This is a genomic window from Amycolatopsis viridis, assembly GCF_011758765.1.
In the GTDB taxonomy this organism is placed as follows: Bacteria; Actinomycetota; Actinomycetes; order Mycobacteriales; family Pseudonocardiaceae; genus Amycolatopsis_E; species Amycolatopsis_E viridis.
In genome coordinates this window covers 1837810-1851864 of the sequence record NZ_JAANOU010000001.1, presented here as the reverse complement: position 1 = coordinate 1851864, position 14055 = coordinate 1837810, and the positions used below count along the sequence as shown (strand labels likewise).

Here is a 14055-nt window from a genome sequence, read left to right as displayed (position 1 = left end):
GCTACGCCATGAGCGGTCCCGGGTCGGCGTAGATGCCGGCGAGAACACCGGTGCACGCCGCGACTGCCTGGACGTCGGGGCCGAACCGGGTGACCGTCACCAGGTCAGTCCCGGGCAGCGCGGTCGTCGCGGCGAAGGCGTGCAGCAGGGTGGCGAGGTGCTCGGGGGCGTCGGTGATGTTCTGGCCGCCCAGCACGACCTGGTCCGGGTTCACGATGTCGCGCAGCAGCGCGACCGCACGCCCCATCGTCGCGGCCCGGTCGGCCAGTGCACCCCGGTCGGTCTGGTCGTTGATCGTCGCTTCGAGGCACCCGGTCCGGCCGCACCCGCAGCGCACGTCGCCGCCGACCGGCAGGTGCGCCACCGAACCGGCCTGACCGGGGCCGCGGTGCAGGACCCCGTCGACCACGATCGCCGCGCCGACGACCTGCCGGGCGTAGAAGTAGAGCAGGCTCGGGTACTGCTTGCCCTCGCCGAACAGCAGCTCGGCGTGCGCCATCGCGGGCACGTGGCCGTCCACGTGCACCGGCAGCCCGGTGCCGCGCGACAGCACGGCCCGCGCCGGCGCGCGGTGCCAGCCCAGCCGGTCGTGGCTGATCAGGCCGCGGGTGGTGTCGACCTGCCCGCCGGTGGCGAGCCCGAGGCCGACCACCCGTCGCTCCCGCCGGCGGCGCAGGAACGCGCGGACCTTGGCGGCGAGGAACGCCAGCCCGTCCTCCGCGCTGCCCCGCGGGGTCGGGATCTTCTCGCTGGCGACGAGCCGTCCGCGCAGGTCGACGAGGCCGAACGTGGTGGTACGGACACCGATGTGCACGCCGCAGGCGGCGAGCACCGTGTCGTCGATGTCCACCGGCACCCGCGGCCGGCCGACCGCGCCCGGCCGCGCCAGGTCCGGCACGTCCCGCACCAGCCGCGCCTCGGCGAGCGCGGCGACCTGACGGCTGACCGTCGGCATGCTCAGCGACGTCAGCTCGGCGATCGCGGCACGCGACAGCGGGCCCTCGCGCCGGATCGCGCCGAGCACCGCGGCGGCGTTCGACACTACGCACCCCCAGCGGACGATGATTTTCTTCCATCCTGCACGAAAGTGCCCGGAGCGTCCGGTGTCAACGCGGTCCGGGATCCGGGATGGCAGACTCACCGGACGTGAGCACGCGCCCGTACGTCATCGCCTCCGCGGCGGTGTCCCTGGACGGTTACCTGGACGACACCAGCGACCAGCGGCTCCTGCTGTCCAACGAGGAGGACTTCGCGCGGGTCGACGAGGTGCGGGCCGGGGTGGACGCGATCCTGGTCGGGGCGGGCACGATCCGCACCGACAACCCGCGGCTGCTGGTGCGGTCCGGGCGCGCGCACCCGGCGAAGGTCACGATCACCGGCAGCGGCGACCTCGACCCGGCGGCGAACTTCTTCACCACCGGCGACGTCGAAAAACTCGTCTACACCTCGGCACCGGCGCCGGTGCGGGACCGGCTCGGTGCGGTGGCGACGGTGGTCGACGGCGGCCGCCCGCTGGACCTGCGGCGCGTGCTCGCCGATCTGGCCGCGCGCGGCGTCGGACGGCTGATGGTCGAGGGCGGCGGCGCGGTCCACACCCAGTTCCTCACCGCGGGCGTGGTCGACGAGCTGCACCTGGCGATCGCGCCGGTGTTCGTCGGCGAGGCGGCGGCGCCGCGGTTCGTGGGCCCGGGCCGGTTCCCGCCGGGGCGGTTGCAGCTGACCGAGACCCGGCGGATCGGTGACGTGGTGTTCATGCGGTACCACCTGGGTCAGGCGGCGCGCGACCACCGGCGGCTGCGGGAGGCGATCGCGCTGGCGGCGAACTGCCCGCCGTCGGCGACGTTCCGGGTCGGCGCGATCGTGACCGACGCGGCCGACCGGGTGCTGGCCACCGGGTACTCGGGCGAGACCGCTCCGCACGACCACGCGGAGGAGGTCGCGCTCGCCAAACTGGGCGACGACCCGCGCCTGGCGAGCGCGACGATCTACTCCTCGCTGGAACCGTGCAGTGCGCGCGCCTCCCGGCCGGTGTCGTGCACGCAGCGGATCCTGGACTCCGGCATCCCGCGGGTGGTGTTCGCCTGGCGCGAGCCGGACCTGTTCGTGGACTGCGTGGGCGCGGAAACGCTGCGCGCGGCCGGGCGCGAGGTGCGCGAACTGCCGGACCTGGCGGGCCTGGTCCAGGAGACGAACGCGCACCTGCCGTTCCGCACCTGATCGCGTCCGGTCAGCGGAGATCCATGCCGAGGTCGAGCGCGGGCGAGGAGTGGGTCAGCCCGCCGACCGACAGGTAGTCCACCCCGGTCTCGGCGTACGGGCGCGCGTTGGCCAGCTGCAGCCCGCCGGACGCCTCCAGCCGGGTCTTCGGCGACAGCTCGTCCTTGCGCCGCACGGCTTCCGCGCACTGCTCCGGGGTGAAGTTGTCCAGCAGGATCTCGTCGGCACCGGCGGCGAGCGCCTCGTCGAGCTGATCGAGGGTGTCCACCTCGACCTCGCACGGCAATTCCGGGGCGTGCTCGCGGGCCGCGGCCAGCGCCGCGGTCACCGAGCCGGCCGCGACGACGTGGTTGTCCTTGATCAGGACCGCGTCCCCGAGGCCCATCCGGTGGTTCACCCCGCCGCCGCACCGCACCGCGTACTTCTGCAGCAGCCGCAGGCCGGGCAACGTCTTGCGGGAGTCGCGGATCCCGCACCCGGTACCGTCCACTGCGGACACCCATGCGGCGGTGGCGGTCGCCACCCCGGACAGGTGGCACACCAGGTTCAGCGCCGTCCGCTCGGCGGTGAGCAGCCCGCGCACCGGGCCGCGCACCACGAGCGCCGGGGTGCCGGCGACGAGCCGGCTGCCGTCCTCGGCCCGGTCGAGCACCGCGTACCCGGAGCCGAGCACGGCGTCGAACACGGCCAGCGCGACCGGCACACCGGCGAGCGTGCCGTCCACGCGCGGGGTGATCTCCGCGATCGCGGTGGCCCCGGCGGGCACCGTCGCCGCGGTGGTCGCGTCCGGTCCGTACCGCAGGTCCTCGGCCAGCGCGGTCTCCACGACGCGGCGGACGTCGTCCTGGTCCAGGGTCATGCCACTTCCTCCGAGCAGACGGGGTCGGCCAGCACCGGCTGGCCGGACGGGGTGAGGCGGATGAGCTGACTGCGCTGCCACCGCAGGTCGTCCCGCGCCGGGTGGTCGGTGCGCACGTGGCAGCCGCGGGACTCGGTGCGCCGGGCCGCCGCGGCCAGCAAGGCCTGGGCGACCAGGGTGAGCGCCGCGTCCTCGACGTCCGCGTGCGTCCGCAGTAGACCGTCCGAAGTAGACAGGTCGAGGACGGAACCGGCCACGGCCAGCCCCTCGGCGTCCCGCCCGATCGCCGCGTACCGGCTCATCGCGCGCTGGAGCGCGTCCCGCTGGGCGATGCGCACCGGAGCGGGCACCGGTGCCACCGCCTGCTTCGGGTCGCCCAGCACCCCGGCGGCGAGGTCCGCGGCCACGGCCTGCGCGGCGGCGGTACCGGTCACCAGCCCTTCCAGCAGGCTGTTGGACGCCAGCCGGTTCGCCCCGTGCAGCCCGGTCCGCGCGACCTCCCCGGCCGCGTAGAGGCCGGGCACCCCGGTGCGGCCGTCCGTGCCGGCCACCAGCCCGCCGCACGCGAAGTGCGCCGCCGGCGTCACCGGGATCGGGTCGCGCGCCGGGTCCACGCCGATCGCGCGGCAGGCCGCGAAAACCGTGGGGAACCGAGCGGCGAACCCGGACACACCGGTGGCGTCGAGGAACACGTGGTCGTCGATCCCGCCCGGCGCGGAGGCCAGCCGGCGGATGATCGCGCCGGACACCACGTCCCGCGGAGCCAGATCGGCCAGCGGGTGCACGCCCTGCATCACGGACGCGCCCGCGCCGTCGACCAGGACCGCACCCTCGCCGCGCACGGCCTCGGTGACCAGCGGGCACCGGCCACGCGCGCCCGGCGTGTACAGCACGGTCGGGTGGAACTGCACGAACTCCAGGTCGGCGGCCGCCGCCCCGGCCCGCAACCCCAGTGCCACCCCGTCGCCAGTGGCGATCTCCGGGTTCGACGTGGCCTGGTACAGCTGACCCGTCCCGCCGGTCGCGACCAGCACCGCGGGCGCCCGCAGCACGCCCGGCCTGCCCTCCGGGTCCAGCACCGTCACGCCCGCCACGTCCCCGCGCGGCGTGCGCAGCGCATCGATCGCGATGTGCCGCTCCAGGACGGGCAACCGCCGGCCGGTGGCCTCGGCGACGAGCGTCCGCTCGACCTCGGCCCCGGTCGCGTCCCCACCGGCGTGGATGACGCGGAACGCGCTGTGCCCGCCTTCGCGGGCGCGGGCCAGCAGGCCGGCGACGCCCGGATCGAACCGGGCTCCCACCGACCGGAGCCAGGACACCGCGCGCGGGCCGCCGGCCAGGATCGCCGCGACCGCGTCGGTGTCGCACAGGCCGGCGCCGGCGACCAGCGTGTCCTCGACGTGCCGCGCGATGGAGTCGCCCTCGTCGTGCTGGTCCTCGAGGACCACCGCGACACCGCCCTGGGCCCACCGGGTGTTGCCATCGGCGACCGCCGCCTTGGTGACGACCAGCACCCGCAGCCCGAGCTCCTGCGCACGGATCGCGGCGGTCAGCCCGGCCACCCCGGTGCCGAGCACGACCAGATCGGCCCGCGCCTCCCAGCACGCGGTTTTCGACTCGCCGTCGATAACCGGGCTGGTCATTCGCCGCCGCCGGGCTGCCCGATCTCGATCATCCGCTGCACCGAGGCGCGGGCGCGAGCTGCCACGTCCGGGTCGACGTGCACCTCGTCGGCACCCTCCCGCAGCGCGCGCAGCAACGCCGCCGGGGTGATCATCTTCATGTAGGCGCACGACGCGCGGTCGTTCACCGCACGGAAGTCCACGCCCGGCGCGGCCTTGCGCAGCTGGTGCAGCATGCCCACCTCGGTGGCCACCAGCACCGACTTCGCCTTGGTGGCACGGGCCTCCTGCACCATGTCGCCGGTGGAGAGGATCTTCACCTTGTCCGCGGGCACCGCGCCCTCACCGGCCAGGTACAGCGCCGAGGTCGCACAGCCGCACTCGGGGTGGATGAACAGGTCCGCATCCGGGTTGTCGGCCGCGCGCTGCGCCAGCTCGGGGCCGTTGATGCCGGCGTGCACGTGGCACTCGCCGGCCCAGATGTGCAGGTTCTCGCGCCCGGTCTTGCGCTTGACGTGCGCGCCGAGGAACTGGTCCGGACAGAACAGCACCTCGCGGTCGGCCGGGATCGAGGCCACCACGTCGACCGCGTTGGACGACGTGCAACAGATGTCCGTCTCCGCCTTGACCTCCGCCGTGGTGTTCACATAGGACACCACGACCGCACCGGGGTGCTCGGACTTCCACGCGCGCAGCTGGGCGGCGTCGATGGAATCGGCGAGCGAGCAGCCGGCCCGCGCGTCCGGGATCAGCACCGTCTTGTCCGGCGACAGGATCTTCGCGGTCTCGGCCATGAAGTGCACACCGCAGAACACGATGGTCGACGCGTCGCTCGCGGCGGCGATCCGGGACAGCGCGAGGGAGTCCCCGGTGTGGTCGGCGATGTCCTGGATCGCCGGCGCCTGGTAGTTGTGCGCCAGCAGCACGGCGTCCCGCTCGCGCGCCAGCTTGCGCACCTCTTCCGCCCACGCCTCGTCCGGCTCCACGCCGCCATACGGGGTGAGATCCACACTCGCTGCAGTCATCGGCCCTCCTGGACCAGTCGCTGGTTTTCGCCTTACAATCGAAAACCGTGCGGAGCCATATTAACAACAGCGCCCCCCTGGCACACGAGGTTTTGGCGGCGGTATTGCAAGTGCGTTCCGCCACACTGCAGGTCCTGCTGTGGCGGCGCGCGCTGGATCCGCACCTCGGCCGCTGGTCGCTGCCCGGCGGCCGGCTGCGGCCGGACGAGGACGTGGAGACCTCCGTCCGCCGGCAGCTCGCGGAGAAGGTGGACGTCCGGCAGCTGACCCACGTCGAGCAGCTCGCGGTGTTCAGCGCCCCGGACCGGGTGCCCGGGCCACGCGTGGTCGCCACCGCGTTCCTCGGCCTGGTCCCCTGCGGCGTCGACCCGGAGGTCCCCGAGGACACCCGCTGGCACCCGGTGAACGACCTGCCGCGCACCGCGTTCGACCACCGCGACATCGTGCTGCGCGCCCGCGACCGGTTGCGCTCCAAGCTGTCCTACACCAACGTCGGCTTCGCACTGGCGCCGCGCGAGTTCACCATCTCGGCCCTGCGCGAGCTGTACTCGGCGGCGCTGGGCTACAAGGTCGACGCCACCAACCTGCAGCGCGTGCTGTCCCGCCGCGGCCTGCTCTCCCCCACCGGGCACACCGCGCCGCCCGGCCGCAGCGGCGGCCGGCCGGCCGCGCTGTTCTCGTTCACCGGGAAGGGCATCCAAGTGACAGACCCGTTCGCGGTGTTCCGTCCGCCGCCCCGACGTTGAGCGAGAACCACGGGATCGACGTACCGTGTAGCCGTGGATGCGGAGCGGCAGGAAAGAGCGACAGAGACCATCCCCCTGTTCCCGCTGCAAACCGTTCTGCTGCCCGGCGCCACCCTGCCACTGCACCTGTTCGAACCGCGTTACCGGCAGCTCGTGGTCGACCTGCTGACCGGCGCGGTGCCGGACCGGCGCTTCGGGATCGTGGCGATCCGCACCTCCGCCGTCCGCGAGGTCGAGCACGTCGAGCACGTCCACGGCATCGGTTGTGCCGCCCTGCTCGGGGAGAGCGAACGGCTGCCCGACGGGCGCTTCGACATCGTCACCCGCGGGGAACGCCGGTTCCGCGTCCTGGAGATCCACGTCAGCCGCGCCCCGTACCTGGTGGGCCGGATCGAGTGGGTCGACGACGCGCCGTTGCCGCCCGCCGCGGCCCACGCCGTACACGGCCTGCGGCGCGCAGCGCTCGCCGCGCACACCGCCTACTGCGAGGCCGCCTGGCACCGGGACACCTGGGCGGCGCCCGAACCGGGCATCGAACCCGGAGCACTGTCCTACCTGCTGGCGGCCGACTGCCTCCTGCCGCTGGCCGACCGGCAGGAGCTGCTCGAGGAGACCCACCCGCTGCGGCGGTTGCGCATGGTGAGCCGGATGCTGCGGCGCGAGGCCGGCTTCCTGTCCAAGCTGCGGGCTGTGCCCGCTCCCCCGCCCGAGCTGATCCAGTTGGGGCTGCCCGCCAGCCTGAACTGAGCCACCGCGGCAAACCGTGAATCGGGTCACACGGACGGGGAAACATTTTCGCGGACCCTGGGGAACAACGATCTTCCTGGTACCGTTGGACCTTCGGCGCTGGCAACAGCCCTCTGCCACCGGCCCGCCAGGATCAAGGTGATTGATCCGAGCCCGGCGTGGCAACCCAGATACCGCAGCAAGAACAAGATGGGCTTTTTCCTGTGCTCATCGCCCTTGCTGGTGCCGGGAGCGCCAGCTGGAACGCAACGCAACGAGAGGAGGCGGCACGCCATGAGCCGCGACGTGATCGACTGGCGTACGAGTGCCGCCTGCCGGGACGAGGACCCTGAGCTGTTCTTCCCCGTGTCCGAAATGGGCCCGGGCGCCCGGCAGGTCGCACGGGCCAAGGCGGTGTGCGCAAGCTGTCCGGTGCGCGCCGAATGCCTGGCCTACGCACTGGACGCCGGTCTCGACAACGGCATCTTCGGCGGCACCACCGAGCAGGAGCGGCGGAGCCTGGTCCGCTCGCGCCGCCGCGCCGAGGCCGCCTGAGACAAGCCCACGGCCGGGATCCCGACAAGGGGTCCCGGCCGTGTGTGTTCCTAGCCCAGCCTGCGGCCGAGGTCCTCGCGTCCGTTCCAGCCGGCGAGCACGCCGTACACCAGGGCGGTCGCCAGCGGCTGGGCGACCAGCACCGACATCGACTCCAGGCGCGGGGCACGCTCGATCACATCTCCGACGGCCGGCGTGGTGGTGACCGCGTAGGCGCCGTTGGCGAACGCGACTCCCATCTGGGTGCCGAGCCAGGCAGCGAGCAGCCCGCCGAGCACCGCGGCGATCATGATCACCGGCCCGCGGCGTTCCCGCAGCATCCACACGGCGACACCGGTGACCACCCCGGCGGCCATCCCGATCAGCGCGAAGACCGCCAAGCCGTCGAAGCGGTGCCAGCTCTCCAGCTGCAGCGGGACCAGCTGCCCGCCGTCGAAGACACGCACGCGTTCGGGCGGCGCGAGCAGCGACCACACCCAGCCCAGCGGAATGCCGGCGATCCCGATCAGCGACAGCAGGCTGACCGCGGGCAGCAGGTCGGCCTTGACGACGACCCGCGGCCGGGCCGGCCTGCGGGTCAACAGCACAGCAGGCAACTCCGAGCCGGGGCCTCCCGGCCTGGCCTGCACCGGCGACGAGTCGGCCACCGCACCCCTTCCGTTCCCGCGTGTTCCGCCGGAACGAGACTAGCCGGTCGCCTCGGCCGTGCACGCACCGTGTCGGTTGCGTCGCCCGGCCCGTTCGCGCGGCGAGAGCACCGGCGCGGACGCAACCGCTCAGCGATGCCCGTCCCGTCTCAAGTGGACAGGCCCTTGTGGAACCGTTCCGCGTCGAAGTCGCCACCGAACCAGGGGGACAGCCCGGCACGGGCGGCCGTCAGGAACGCCGCCCGGTCCAGCTCGCCCGCACCCTCCGGGAGAGCACCGAGCAGTGGCGCCCCGGCGGCCACCGGCAGGTCGGTGACGTTGCACAGCGCGGCGAGATCCGGCTGTGCCGGCCAGGAGCCGATGACCACGCCCAGCACGTTCAGGCCGCGCGCGGTCGCCACCTCGGCGGTCAGCGCCATCGGGTTGAGCGTGCCGAGCCCGGCCTGCGCGACCACCAGCAGCGGGGCGGACAGCGCCCACGCCACGTCGGCCAGCGTGGCACCGTCGCCGTCGAAGCGGACCAGCAGCCCACCCGCGCCCTCGATCAGCACGAGGTCGTGCGTCTCGGCGAGCTCGCTCGCCGCGTGCGCGGCCTCCGCGGGCCGCACCACCGCGATCCCGCTCCGCTGGGCCGCCCGCTCCGGGGCGAGCGGGTCGGGATAGCGCCGCAACTCGCGCGTCGTCACTCCGCCGGCCAGGCGGGCCACCTCGTCGACGTCTCCCGGTTCGTCCGGGCCGACCCCGGTCTGGGCGGGTTTCAGCACGGCGACCCGGCGGCCCTCGGCATGCGCGAGAGCAGCGAGCGCCGCGGTCACCACGGTCTTGCCGACGCCCGTTCCGGTCCCGGTCACAACCAGCACGCTCACGGGATCCGACAGTAGTACCGGCACCGGACCGGGCGGTGCCCGGTCCGTGGCTAACCGGTGACCATCCGGTGCCCCGGTTCGCTCCCCGCCGCGGCGGCGGAGGTGAACGCGCCGGACCCGGGGTCGTACAGGTGCACCCGCGCGGCACCGACGTCGAAGTACATCCCGACCAGGTCGAGCTCGCCGCGTCGGTGGGCGGCCGCGACCGCCGGGTACTCCCGCAACCGGTCCAGCTGCTGCAGGATGTTGTGCAGGGCCAGCTGGTCGGCCGCGGAACCGGGCAGCTCGCCGGCCACGCGGATCGGCGGGTGGGTCCTGGACCGCGCCAGGCTCGGCTCGCCGTGCGTGAGCCAGGACCGCAGCCCGGGGGCGTCCACCGGCGCACCGCCCAGCAGCGCCGTCATCGCCCCGCACGACGAGTGCCCGCACACCACGATCTCCCGCACCCCGAGCACCCCGACCGCGTACTCGACCGCGGCGCCGACCGAGGCGTCCGCGCCCTCCGCGTGGTCGGGCACCAGGTTGCCGATGTTGCGCACCGTGAACAGGTCGCCGGGACCGCTGCTGGTGATCAGGTTCGGCACGATCCGCGCGTCGCCGCAGGTGATGAACAACGTCTCCGGGTCCTGGGTGTCGGCGAGCCGGCCCAGGATCGGGCGGACCAGCTGCGAGGTGCGCCGCTCGAACTCGACCATGCCGCGCCGCATCGAGCTCTCCCGCGGGCCGCGCTGCTCCGGGACGGAGACGGGCTCCCCCTGGTGCGCACGCTGCCATTCCGACCAGGGCGCGAACCAGCGCGGCGCGATCCGCTGCGCCCTGGCCTTGTGCACGGTGGGTTCACCGGCCTTGCCGCGAGCGAACCACGGGTGCCCGATCTCGTCCACGACCACGTGGCCGCCGGCCTCCTCGTGGGAGCGCTGCCAGTCCGACAGCGTGTCGAACGCGGCGTGGTCGAGGTAGTCGACGACGAGTTCGAGCGTCACCGCCGCGCCGCGCGGAACGGTGCCCAGCACCGCGGTCAGGCGCGGGATCGACAGCGCGGACAACGCTCCCTCGACGACGACGCGCCACTGGCCGCCGTCGCATTCGGTGTGGATGCGCGCCCACAGCAGGCGGTGCAGCATGGTCAGCGCGGCCACCGCGAAGCCGATCAGCACACCGGTGAGCAGGTCGAGGGCGACGACGCCGACCAGCGTGACCAGGTAGACCGGCAGGTCACCGTGTCGGCGCAGTTCCCGGATCTGGGCCGGGTTGACGAGCTTCGCGCCGACGTGGACCAGCAGCGCGGCGAGGGCGGCCAGCGGGATGCTGCGCAGCGCCCCGGCGAGGACGGCGACGAACAGCAGGATCCAGACACCGTGCAGGATCGCGGACATCCGCGTGCGGGCGCCGCTCTGCACATTGGTCGAGCTGCGCACGATCACGCCGGCGACCGGCAGCCCGCCGAACGCGCCGGACAGCACGTTCGCGGCGCCCTGGCCGACCAGCTCGCGGTTGAGGTTCGCCCGCGGACCGGCGTGCATCTTGTCCACGGCTACCGCGGACAGCAGGGTCGCGACGCTCGTGACCAGGGCGATGGTCACGACGGCGACGCCGAAGTCGACCCACCCGCCGTCCGGGAACTCCGGCACGAAACCGAGGTCGAGCACGTTGCCCGGAACGTCCACACGGGACACATCCAGGCCCGCGACGAGCGACAGCGCGGTGGCGGCCAGGATCGCGGCCAGCGGTCCGGGCACCTTGCGGACCGTCGCGGGCAGCTTGCCCCACCCGAGCACGACGGCCAGGGCCACCAGGCCGGTCAGGGTGGCGGCGCCGTGCGGATCGAGGACCAGGGACGGCAGCCGCAGCAGGTTGCCGATCGGCGAGGTCTGAGCGGTGCCACCGAAGACGAGCGGAAGCTGGGACAGCACGATCGTGACGCCGATGCCGGCGAGCATGCCGTGCACGATGGCCGGGGACAGGGCCAGCGCGGCGCGCGCGATCCGGCTCAGCCCGAGCAGGATCTGCAGCACACCGGCCAGCACGGTGATGGCGCAGGCGGCGGCCCAGCCGAACTCCTCGATCGTGCCCGCCACGATCACGGTGAGCCCGGCCGCGGGACCGCTGACCTGCAGCGGCGCGCCGCCGAGCGCACCGGCCACGAGGCCGCCGGCGATCGCGGCGATCAGACCCGCGACGATCGGCGCCCCGGAGGCCAGCGCGATGCCCAGCGACAGCGGGATCGCGACCAGGAAGACGACCAGCGAGGCCGGGATGTCGTGGCGGAGGTCGTCCAGCGCGGACCGCCACGAGCGGGGCGGGGCGTGCTCACGCTCCTGGGCAGAATTGTCGATCATGCAGGTCTCCCGGGGTGAAGTAGCGGGCGCAGACCGTCGTCGGTGACGCCGGTAGCACCAGAGATACCGAAAGCCGCCGGAGATGTCCGGTATGTCCACCCGTGTTCGCAGCCGCGTACGACGACCGTGTGACGGTCAGGAACGTCCGGGGGCCAGGCGCAGCTGACCGCCGTCACCGGGATGATCGACACCCGCACGCGGCGGTGACCGGCGGTAGCCGGTGATCCGGGCAGCGGCGCCGACCGCGCCGGATCGGGTGAAATACGCCGCATGGCCGGGTTTCGCCGCTGTACCCGGACCGTCCTGTTCGGACACCCGCCACCGCCGGGGTCGGCGGGTCGCCTGTTCCCCGGTGCCCGGTCGGCCGCCGCTGGCCTAGGCCGAGAACTTTCGCCGCGAGACTTCGGCGTGCGCCATGCGCCGGAGCGCGGCGAACAGCGCGTCACCGAGCACCGTCCCCACCACGGAGCCCTCGACGACCGCTTCGGTCGCGTCCAGGCGGCCCAGAGCCGTCACGTCGGCTTCGGCGAGGGACGCCGCGGCCTCCGCGTAGCGGTCCAGCGCCTCCAGCACCCACTCGTGCCCGACCTGGCGCAACGCGCAAAGCACGCCGACCAGCGACTCCACCACCGGCAGCTCCGGGTGCACCTGCCAGCCCCGCTGCCGCGCGATGTCCTCGATCCGGCCCATCGCCCAGGCGCGATCCTCCGCAGTCACCTCCCGGGTGGGCATCGGCAGACCGTGCTGCGCCAGGCCGAGGACCTTGTGCGTCGAAATGCCCGGGTCGTCGATGGCCGCCAGCACCTCCGCCACGGCGGCGACCGTCAGGCCGCCGATCTCCAGCAGGGCCCGGACCAGCTTGAGCCGCCGGACGTGCGCCGGGCCGTAGCGGGCCTGGTTGGGACTGGTCAGCTCGCCCGGCGGCAGCAGGCCCTCGCGCTGGTAGTACTTGATGGTCGCGACCGGGACGCCCGACTCCCGGCTCAGCTCCGCCATGCGCATCCGGCGTTCCTCCCTGTGGGCGTTTCCTCATGGGTAGTTTAGCTTCCCATTTACGGACAGCGGCGCCGTCCGCGGACGCCCCGGACCGGCTGCTCAGCCCAGCACGACCGGGAGCGTGTCCAGACCGTGCACGAGCGTGCTCTCCCGCCAGCGCAGCTCTCCCGGATCGCCGTCGAGCCCGAACCCGGGGAAGCGGCCGAGCAGGCGCCCCAGTGCCACCTCCGCCTCGAGCCGCGCCAGCGGCGCACCGACGCAGTAGTGGATGCCGTGGCCGAACGCGAGGTGGCCGCCGGCCGGGCGCGTCACGTCGAGACGGTCCGGGTCGGTGAACCGCTCACCGTCGCGGTTGGCCCCGATCAGCGAGATCATCACGAACTCGCCTGCCGGGATCTCAGCGTCACCGATCCGGACCGGCTCGGCGGTGAACCGCAGCGTCGCGATGTTGATCGGGCCGTCGAACCGGAGGAACTCCTCGATCGCGCCGGGCAGCAACGGCGGGTCCGACCGCAGGAGCGCGAGCTGGTCCGGGTGCCGCAGCAGCGACAGCACACTGTTGGCGATGAGGTTGACCGTCGTCTCGTGCCCCGCGACCAGCAGCAGGAACGCCATCGCCACCAGCTCCTCGTGCGACAGCTGATCGCCCTCCGCCGACACGTGCACCAGATCGGACAGCAGGTCCTGGGTGGGCACCGCCCGCTTCGCCTCGATCAGGCCGGTGAGGTACCCCGCCATCGCACCGGCGGCCTGGTGGAGGCTCTCGTCCGAACCCGAGTTGAGCAACGTGGCGGACCACTCGCGGAACTCGCCGCGCTCCTGGTCGGGGATTCCGAGCAACTCGCAGATCACGGTGATCGGCAGCGGATAGGCGAACGCGTCCAGCAGGTCGACCCGGGCCTTGGCCGCCATCGCGTCCAGGAGCTCGTCGGTGATCCGCTCGATCCGCGGCCGCAGCCGGGCGACGGTGCGCGCGGTGAACGCCTTGTTCACCAGCTTGCGCAGCCGGGTGTGGTCCGGCGGATCGGTGTTGAGCAGGTGGCGGCGCAGCAGGTCGCCCGACGGATCCGGCCCGGCAGTCACGCCCGCCGCGGCCAGGTGCGACTCGAACAGCGCGTGGGCCCGGTCCGCGTCCTTGCGCAGCCGTGGGTCCGCGAGCAGCGCCTTGGCCTCCGCGTAGCCCGACACCAGCCACATGCGCAGCCCGTGCCGTGCGATCGCGGGCCGGACCGGCCGTTCCGCCCGCAGCACGCGGTACAGCGCGTGCGGATCCTGGATGATGTCGTCGCCCAGTCTGACGGGTTCGTCCACCACGGGCATGCGCGGTCCTCCCAGTGACGTCGGTGCTCCAGCACGTCGTCAACGGACGGTGCCGGCGAATCGTGCCCCGGCGGCCGGACCCCGCGCGGTCAGCATCCAGCACGGTCAGCCACCGGGTCGGCCACGCAGGACGGTCA

At 73.4% G+C, this 14055-nt stretch carries 13 protein-coding genes; 4 read left to right on the top strand and 9 right to left on the bottom strand.

Annotated elements, in window-relative coordinates:
• Position 1: 1 nt before the first annotated feature.
• On the bottom strand, positions 2 to 1042 hold the full coding sequence (locus tag FHX46_RS09130; protein ID WP_167112394.1) for an ROK family transcriptional regulator: 1041 nt from the start codon (positions 1040 to 1042) through the stop codon (positions 2 to 4).
• Positions 1043 to 1146: 104 nt separating this feature from the next.
• Between FHX46_RS09130 and FHX46_RS09125 the strand changes: the two genes are divergently transcribed.
• Complete coding sequence (locus tag FHX46_RS09125; protein WP_167112392.1) at positions 1147 to 2217, top strand: dihydrofolate reductase family protein; 1071 nt, start codon at positions 1147 to 1149, stop codon at positions 2215 to 2217.
• A 10-nt stretch (positions 2218 to 2227) separates the two neighbouring features.
• On the opposite strand, the gene nadC is transcribed toward FHX46_RS09125, so the two are convergent.
• The 3 genes from nadC to nadA are packed head-to-tail and all read right to left on the bottom strand — an operon-like array spanning position 2228 to position 5723.
• Positions 2228 to 3076, bottom strand: a complete 849-nt coding sequence (gene nadC, locus FHX46_RS09120) for a carboxylating nicotinate-nucleotide diphosphorylase (RefSeq protein WP_167112390.1) — start codon at positions 3074 to 3076, stop codon at positions 2228 to 2230.
• Complete coding sequence (locus FHX46_RS09115; RefSeq protein WP_208400075.1) at positions 3073 to 4719, bottom strand: L-aspartate oxidase; 1647 nt, start codon at positions 4717 to 4719, stop codon at positions 3073 to 3075. Before FHX46_RS09115 ends, nadC begins: the two co-directional genes overlap by 4 nt.
• Positions 4716 to 5723: a quinolinate synthase NadA gene (gene nadA / locus FHX46_RS09110; RefSeq protein WP_167112388.1), complete on the bottom strand. Its 1008-nt coding sequence runs from the start codon at positions 5721 to 5723 to the stop codon at positions 4716 to 4718. The genes FHX46_RS09115 and nadA overlap by 4 nt, the downstream gene beginning before the upstream one ends.
• Positions 5724 to 5827: 104 nt before the next feature.
• Between nadA and FHX46_RS09105 the strand changes: the two genes are divergently transcribed.
• From FHX46_RS09105 to FHX46_RS09095, 3 genes are all read left to right on the top strand, one after another.
• Positions 5828 to 6469 (top strand): NUDIX hydrolase, encoded by a 642-nt coding sequence (locus FHX46_RS09105; RefSeq protein WP_167112386.1) that lies wholly within the window; start codon positions 5828 to 5830, stop codon positions 6467 to 6469.
• Positions 6470 to 6502: 33 nt separating this feature from the next.
• Positions 6503 to 7216 (top strand): LON peptidase substrate-binding domain-containing protein, encoded by a 714-nt coding sequence (locus tag FHX46_RS09100; RefSeq protein ID WP_167112384.1) that lies wholly within the window; start codon positions 6503 to 6505, stop codon positions 7214 to 7216.
• Between the two features lie 273 nt (positions 7217 to 7489).
• Complete coding sequence (locus tag FHX46_RS09095) at positions 7490 to 7750, top strand: WhiB family transcriptional regulator (RefSeq protein WP_167112382.1); 261 nt, start codon at positions 7490 to 7492, stop codon at positions 7748 to 7750.
• Between the two features lie 50 nt (positions 7751 to 7800).
• On the opposite strand, the gene FHX46_RS09090 is transcribed toward FHX46_RS09095, so the two are convergent.
• From FHX46_RS09090 to FHX46_RS09070, 5 genes are all read right to left on the bottom strand, one after another.
• A complete protein-coding gene (locus tag FHX46_RS09090) occupies positions 7801 to 8397 on the bottom strand; it encodes a DUF2567 domain-containing protein (protein WP_167112381.1) in 597 nt (198 codons plus the stop codon).
• A 149-nt stretch (positions 8398 to 8546) separates the two neighbouring features.
• Positions 8547 to 9263, bottom strand: a complete 717-nt coding sequence (bioD, locus tag FHX46_RS09085) for a dethiobiotin synthase (RefSeq protein WP_167112379.1) — start codon at positions 9261 to 9263, stop codon at positions 8547 to 8549.
• 50 nt (positions 9264 to 9313) lie between these two features.
• Entirely contained in the window at positions 9314 to 11602 is a 2289-nt protein-coding gene (locus FHX46_RS09080; RefSeq protein ID WP_167112377.1) for a SulP family inorganic anion transporter, read from the bottom strand.
• A gap of 375 nt (positions 11603 to 11977) precedes the next feature.
• Entirely contained in the window at positions 11978 to 12604 is a 627-nt protein-coding gene (locus FHX46_RS09075) for a MerR family transcriptional regulator (protein ID WP_167112375.1), read from the bottom strand.
• A gap of 93 nt (positions 12605 to 12697) precedes the next feature.
• Positions 12698 to 13918, bottom strand: a complete 1221-nt coding sequence (locus FHX46_RS09070) for a cytochrome P450 family protein (RefSeq protein WP_167112373.1) — start codon at positions 13916 to 13918, stop codon at positions 12698 to 12700.
• Between the last annotated feature and the right edge of the window lie 137 nt (positions 13919 to 14055).

Bases quoted from the DNA above. Each gene is read 5' to 3' on its own strand.
- FHX46_RS09070 (WP_167112373.1), bottom strand. From the start codon at position 13,918: ATGCCCGTGGTGGACGAACCCGTCAGACTGGGCGACGACATCATCCAG.
- FHX46_RS09080 (WP_167112377.1), bottom strand. From the start codon at position 11,602: ATGATCGACAATTCTGCCCAGGAGCGTGAGCACGCCCCGCCCCGCTCG.
- FHX46_RS09095 (WP_167112382.1), top strand. From the start codon at position 7,490: ATGAGCCGCGACGTGATCGACTGGCGTACGAGTGCCGCCTGCCGGGAC.
- FHX46_RS09115 (WP_208400075.1), bottom strand. From the start codon at position 4,719: ATGACCAGCCCGGTTATCGACGGCGAGTCGAAAACCGCGTGCTGGGAG.
- nadA (WP_167112388.1), bottom strand. From the start codon at position 5,723: ATGACTGCAGCGAGTGTGGATCTCACCCCGTATGGCGGCGTGGAGCCG.
- FHX46_RS09075 (WP_167112375.1), bottom strand. From the start codon at position 12,604: ATGCGCATGGCGGAGCTGAGCCGGGAGTCGGGCGTCCCGGTCGCGACC.
- nadC (WP_167112390.1), bottom strand. From the start codon at position 3,076: ATGACCCTGGACCAGGACGACGTCCGCCGCGTCGTGGAGACCGCGCTG.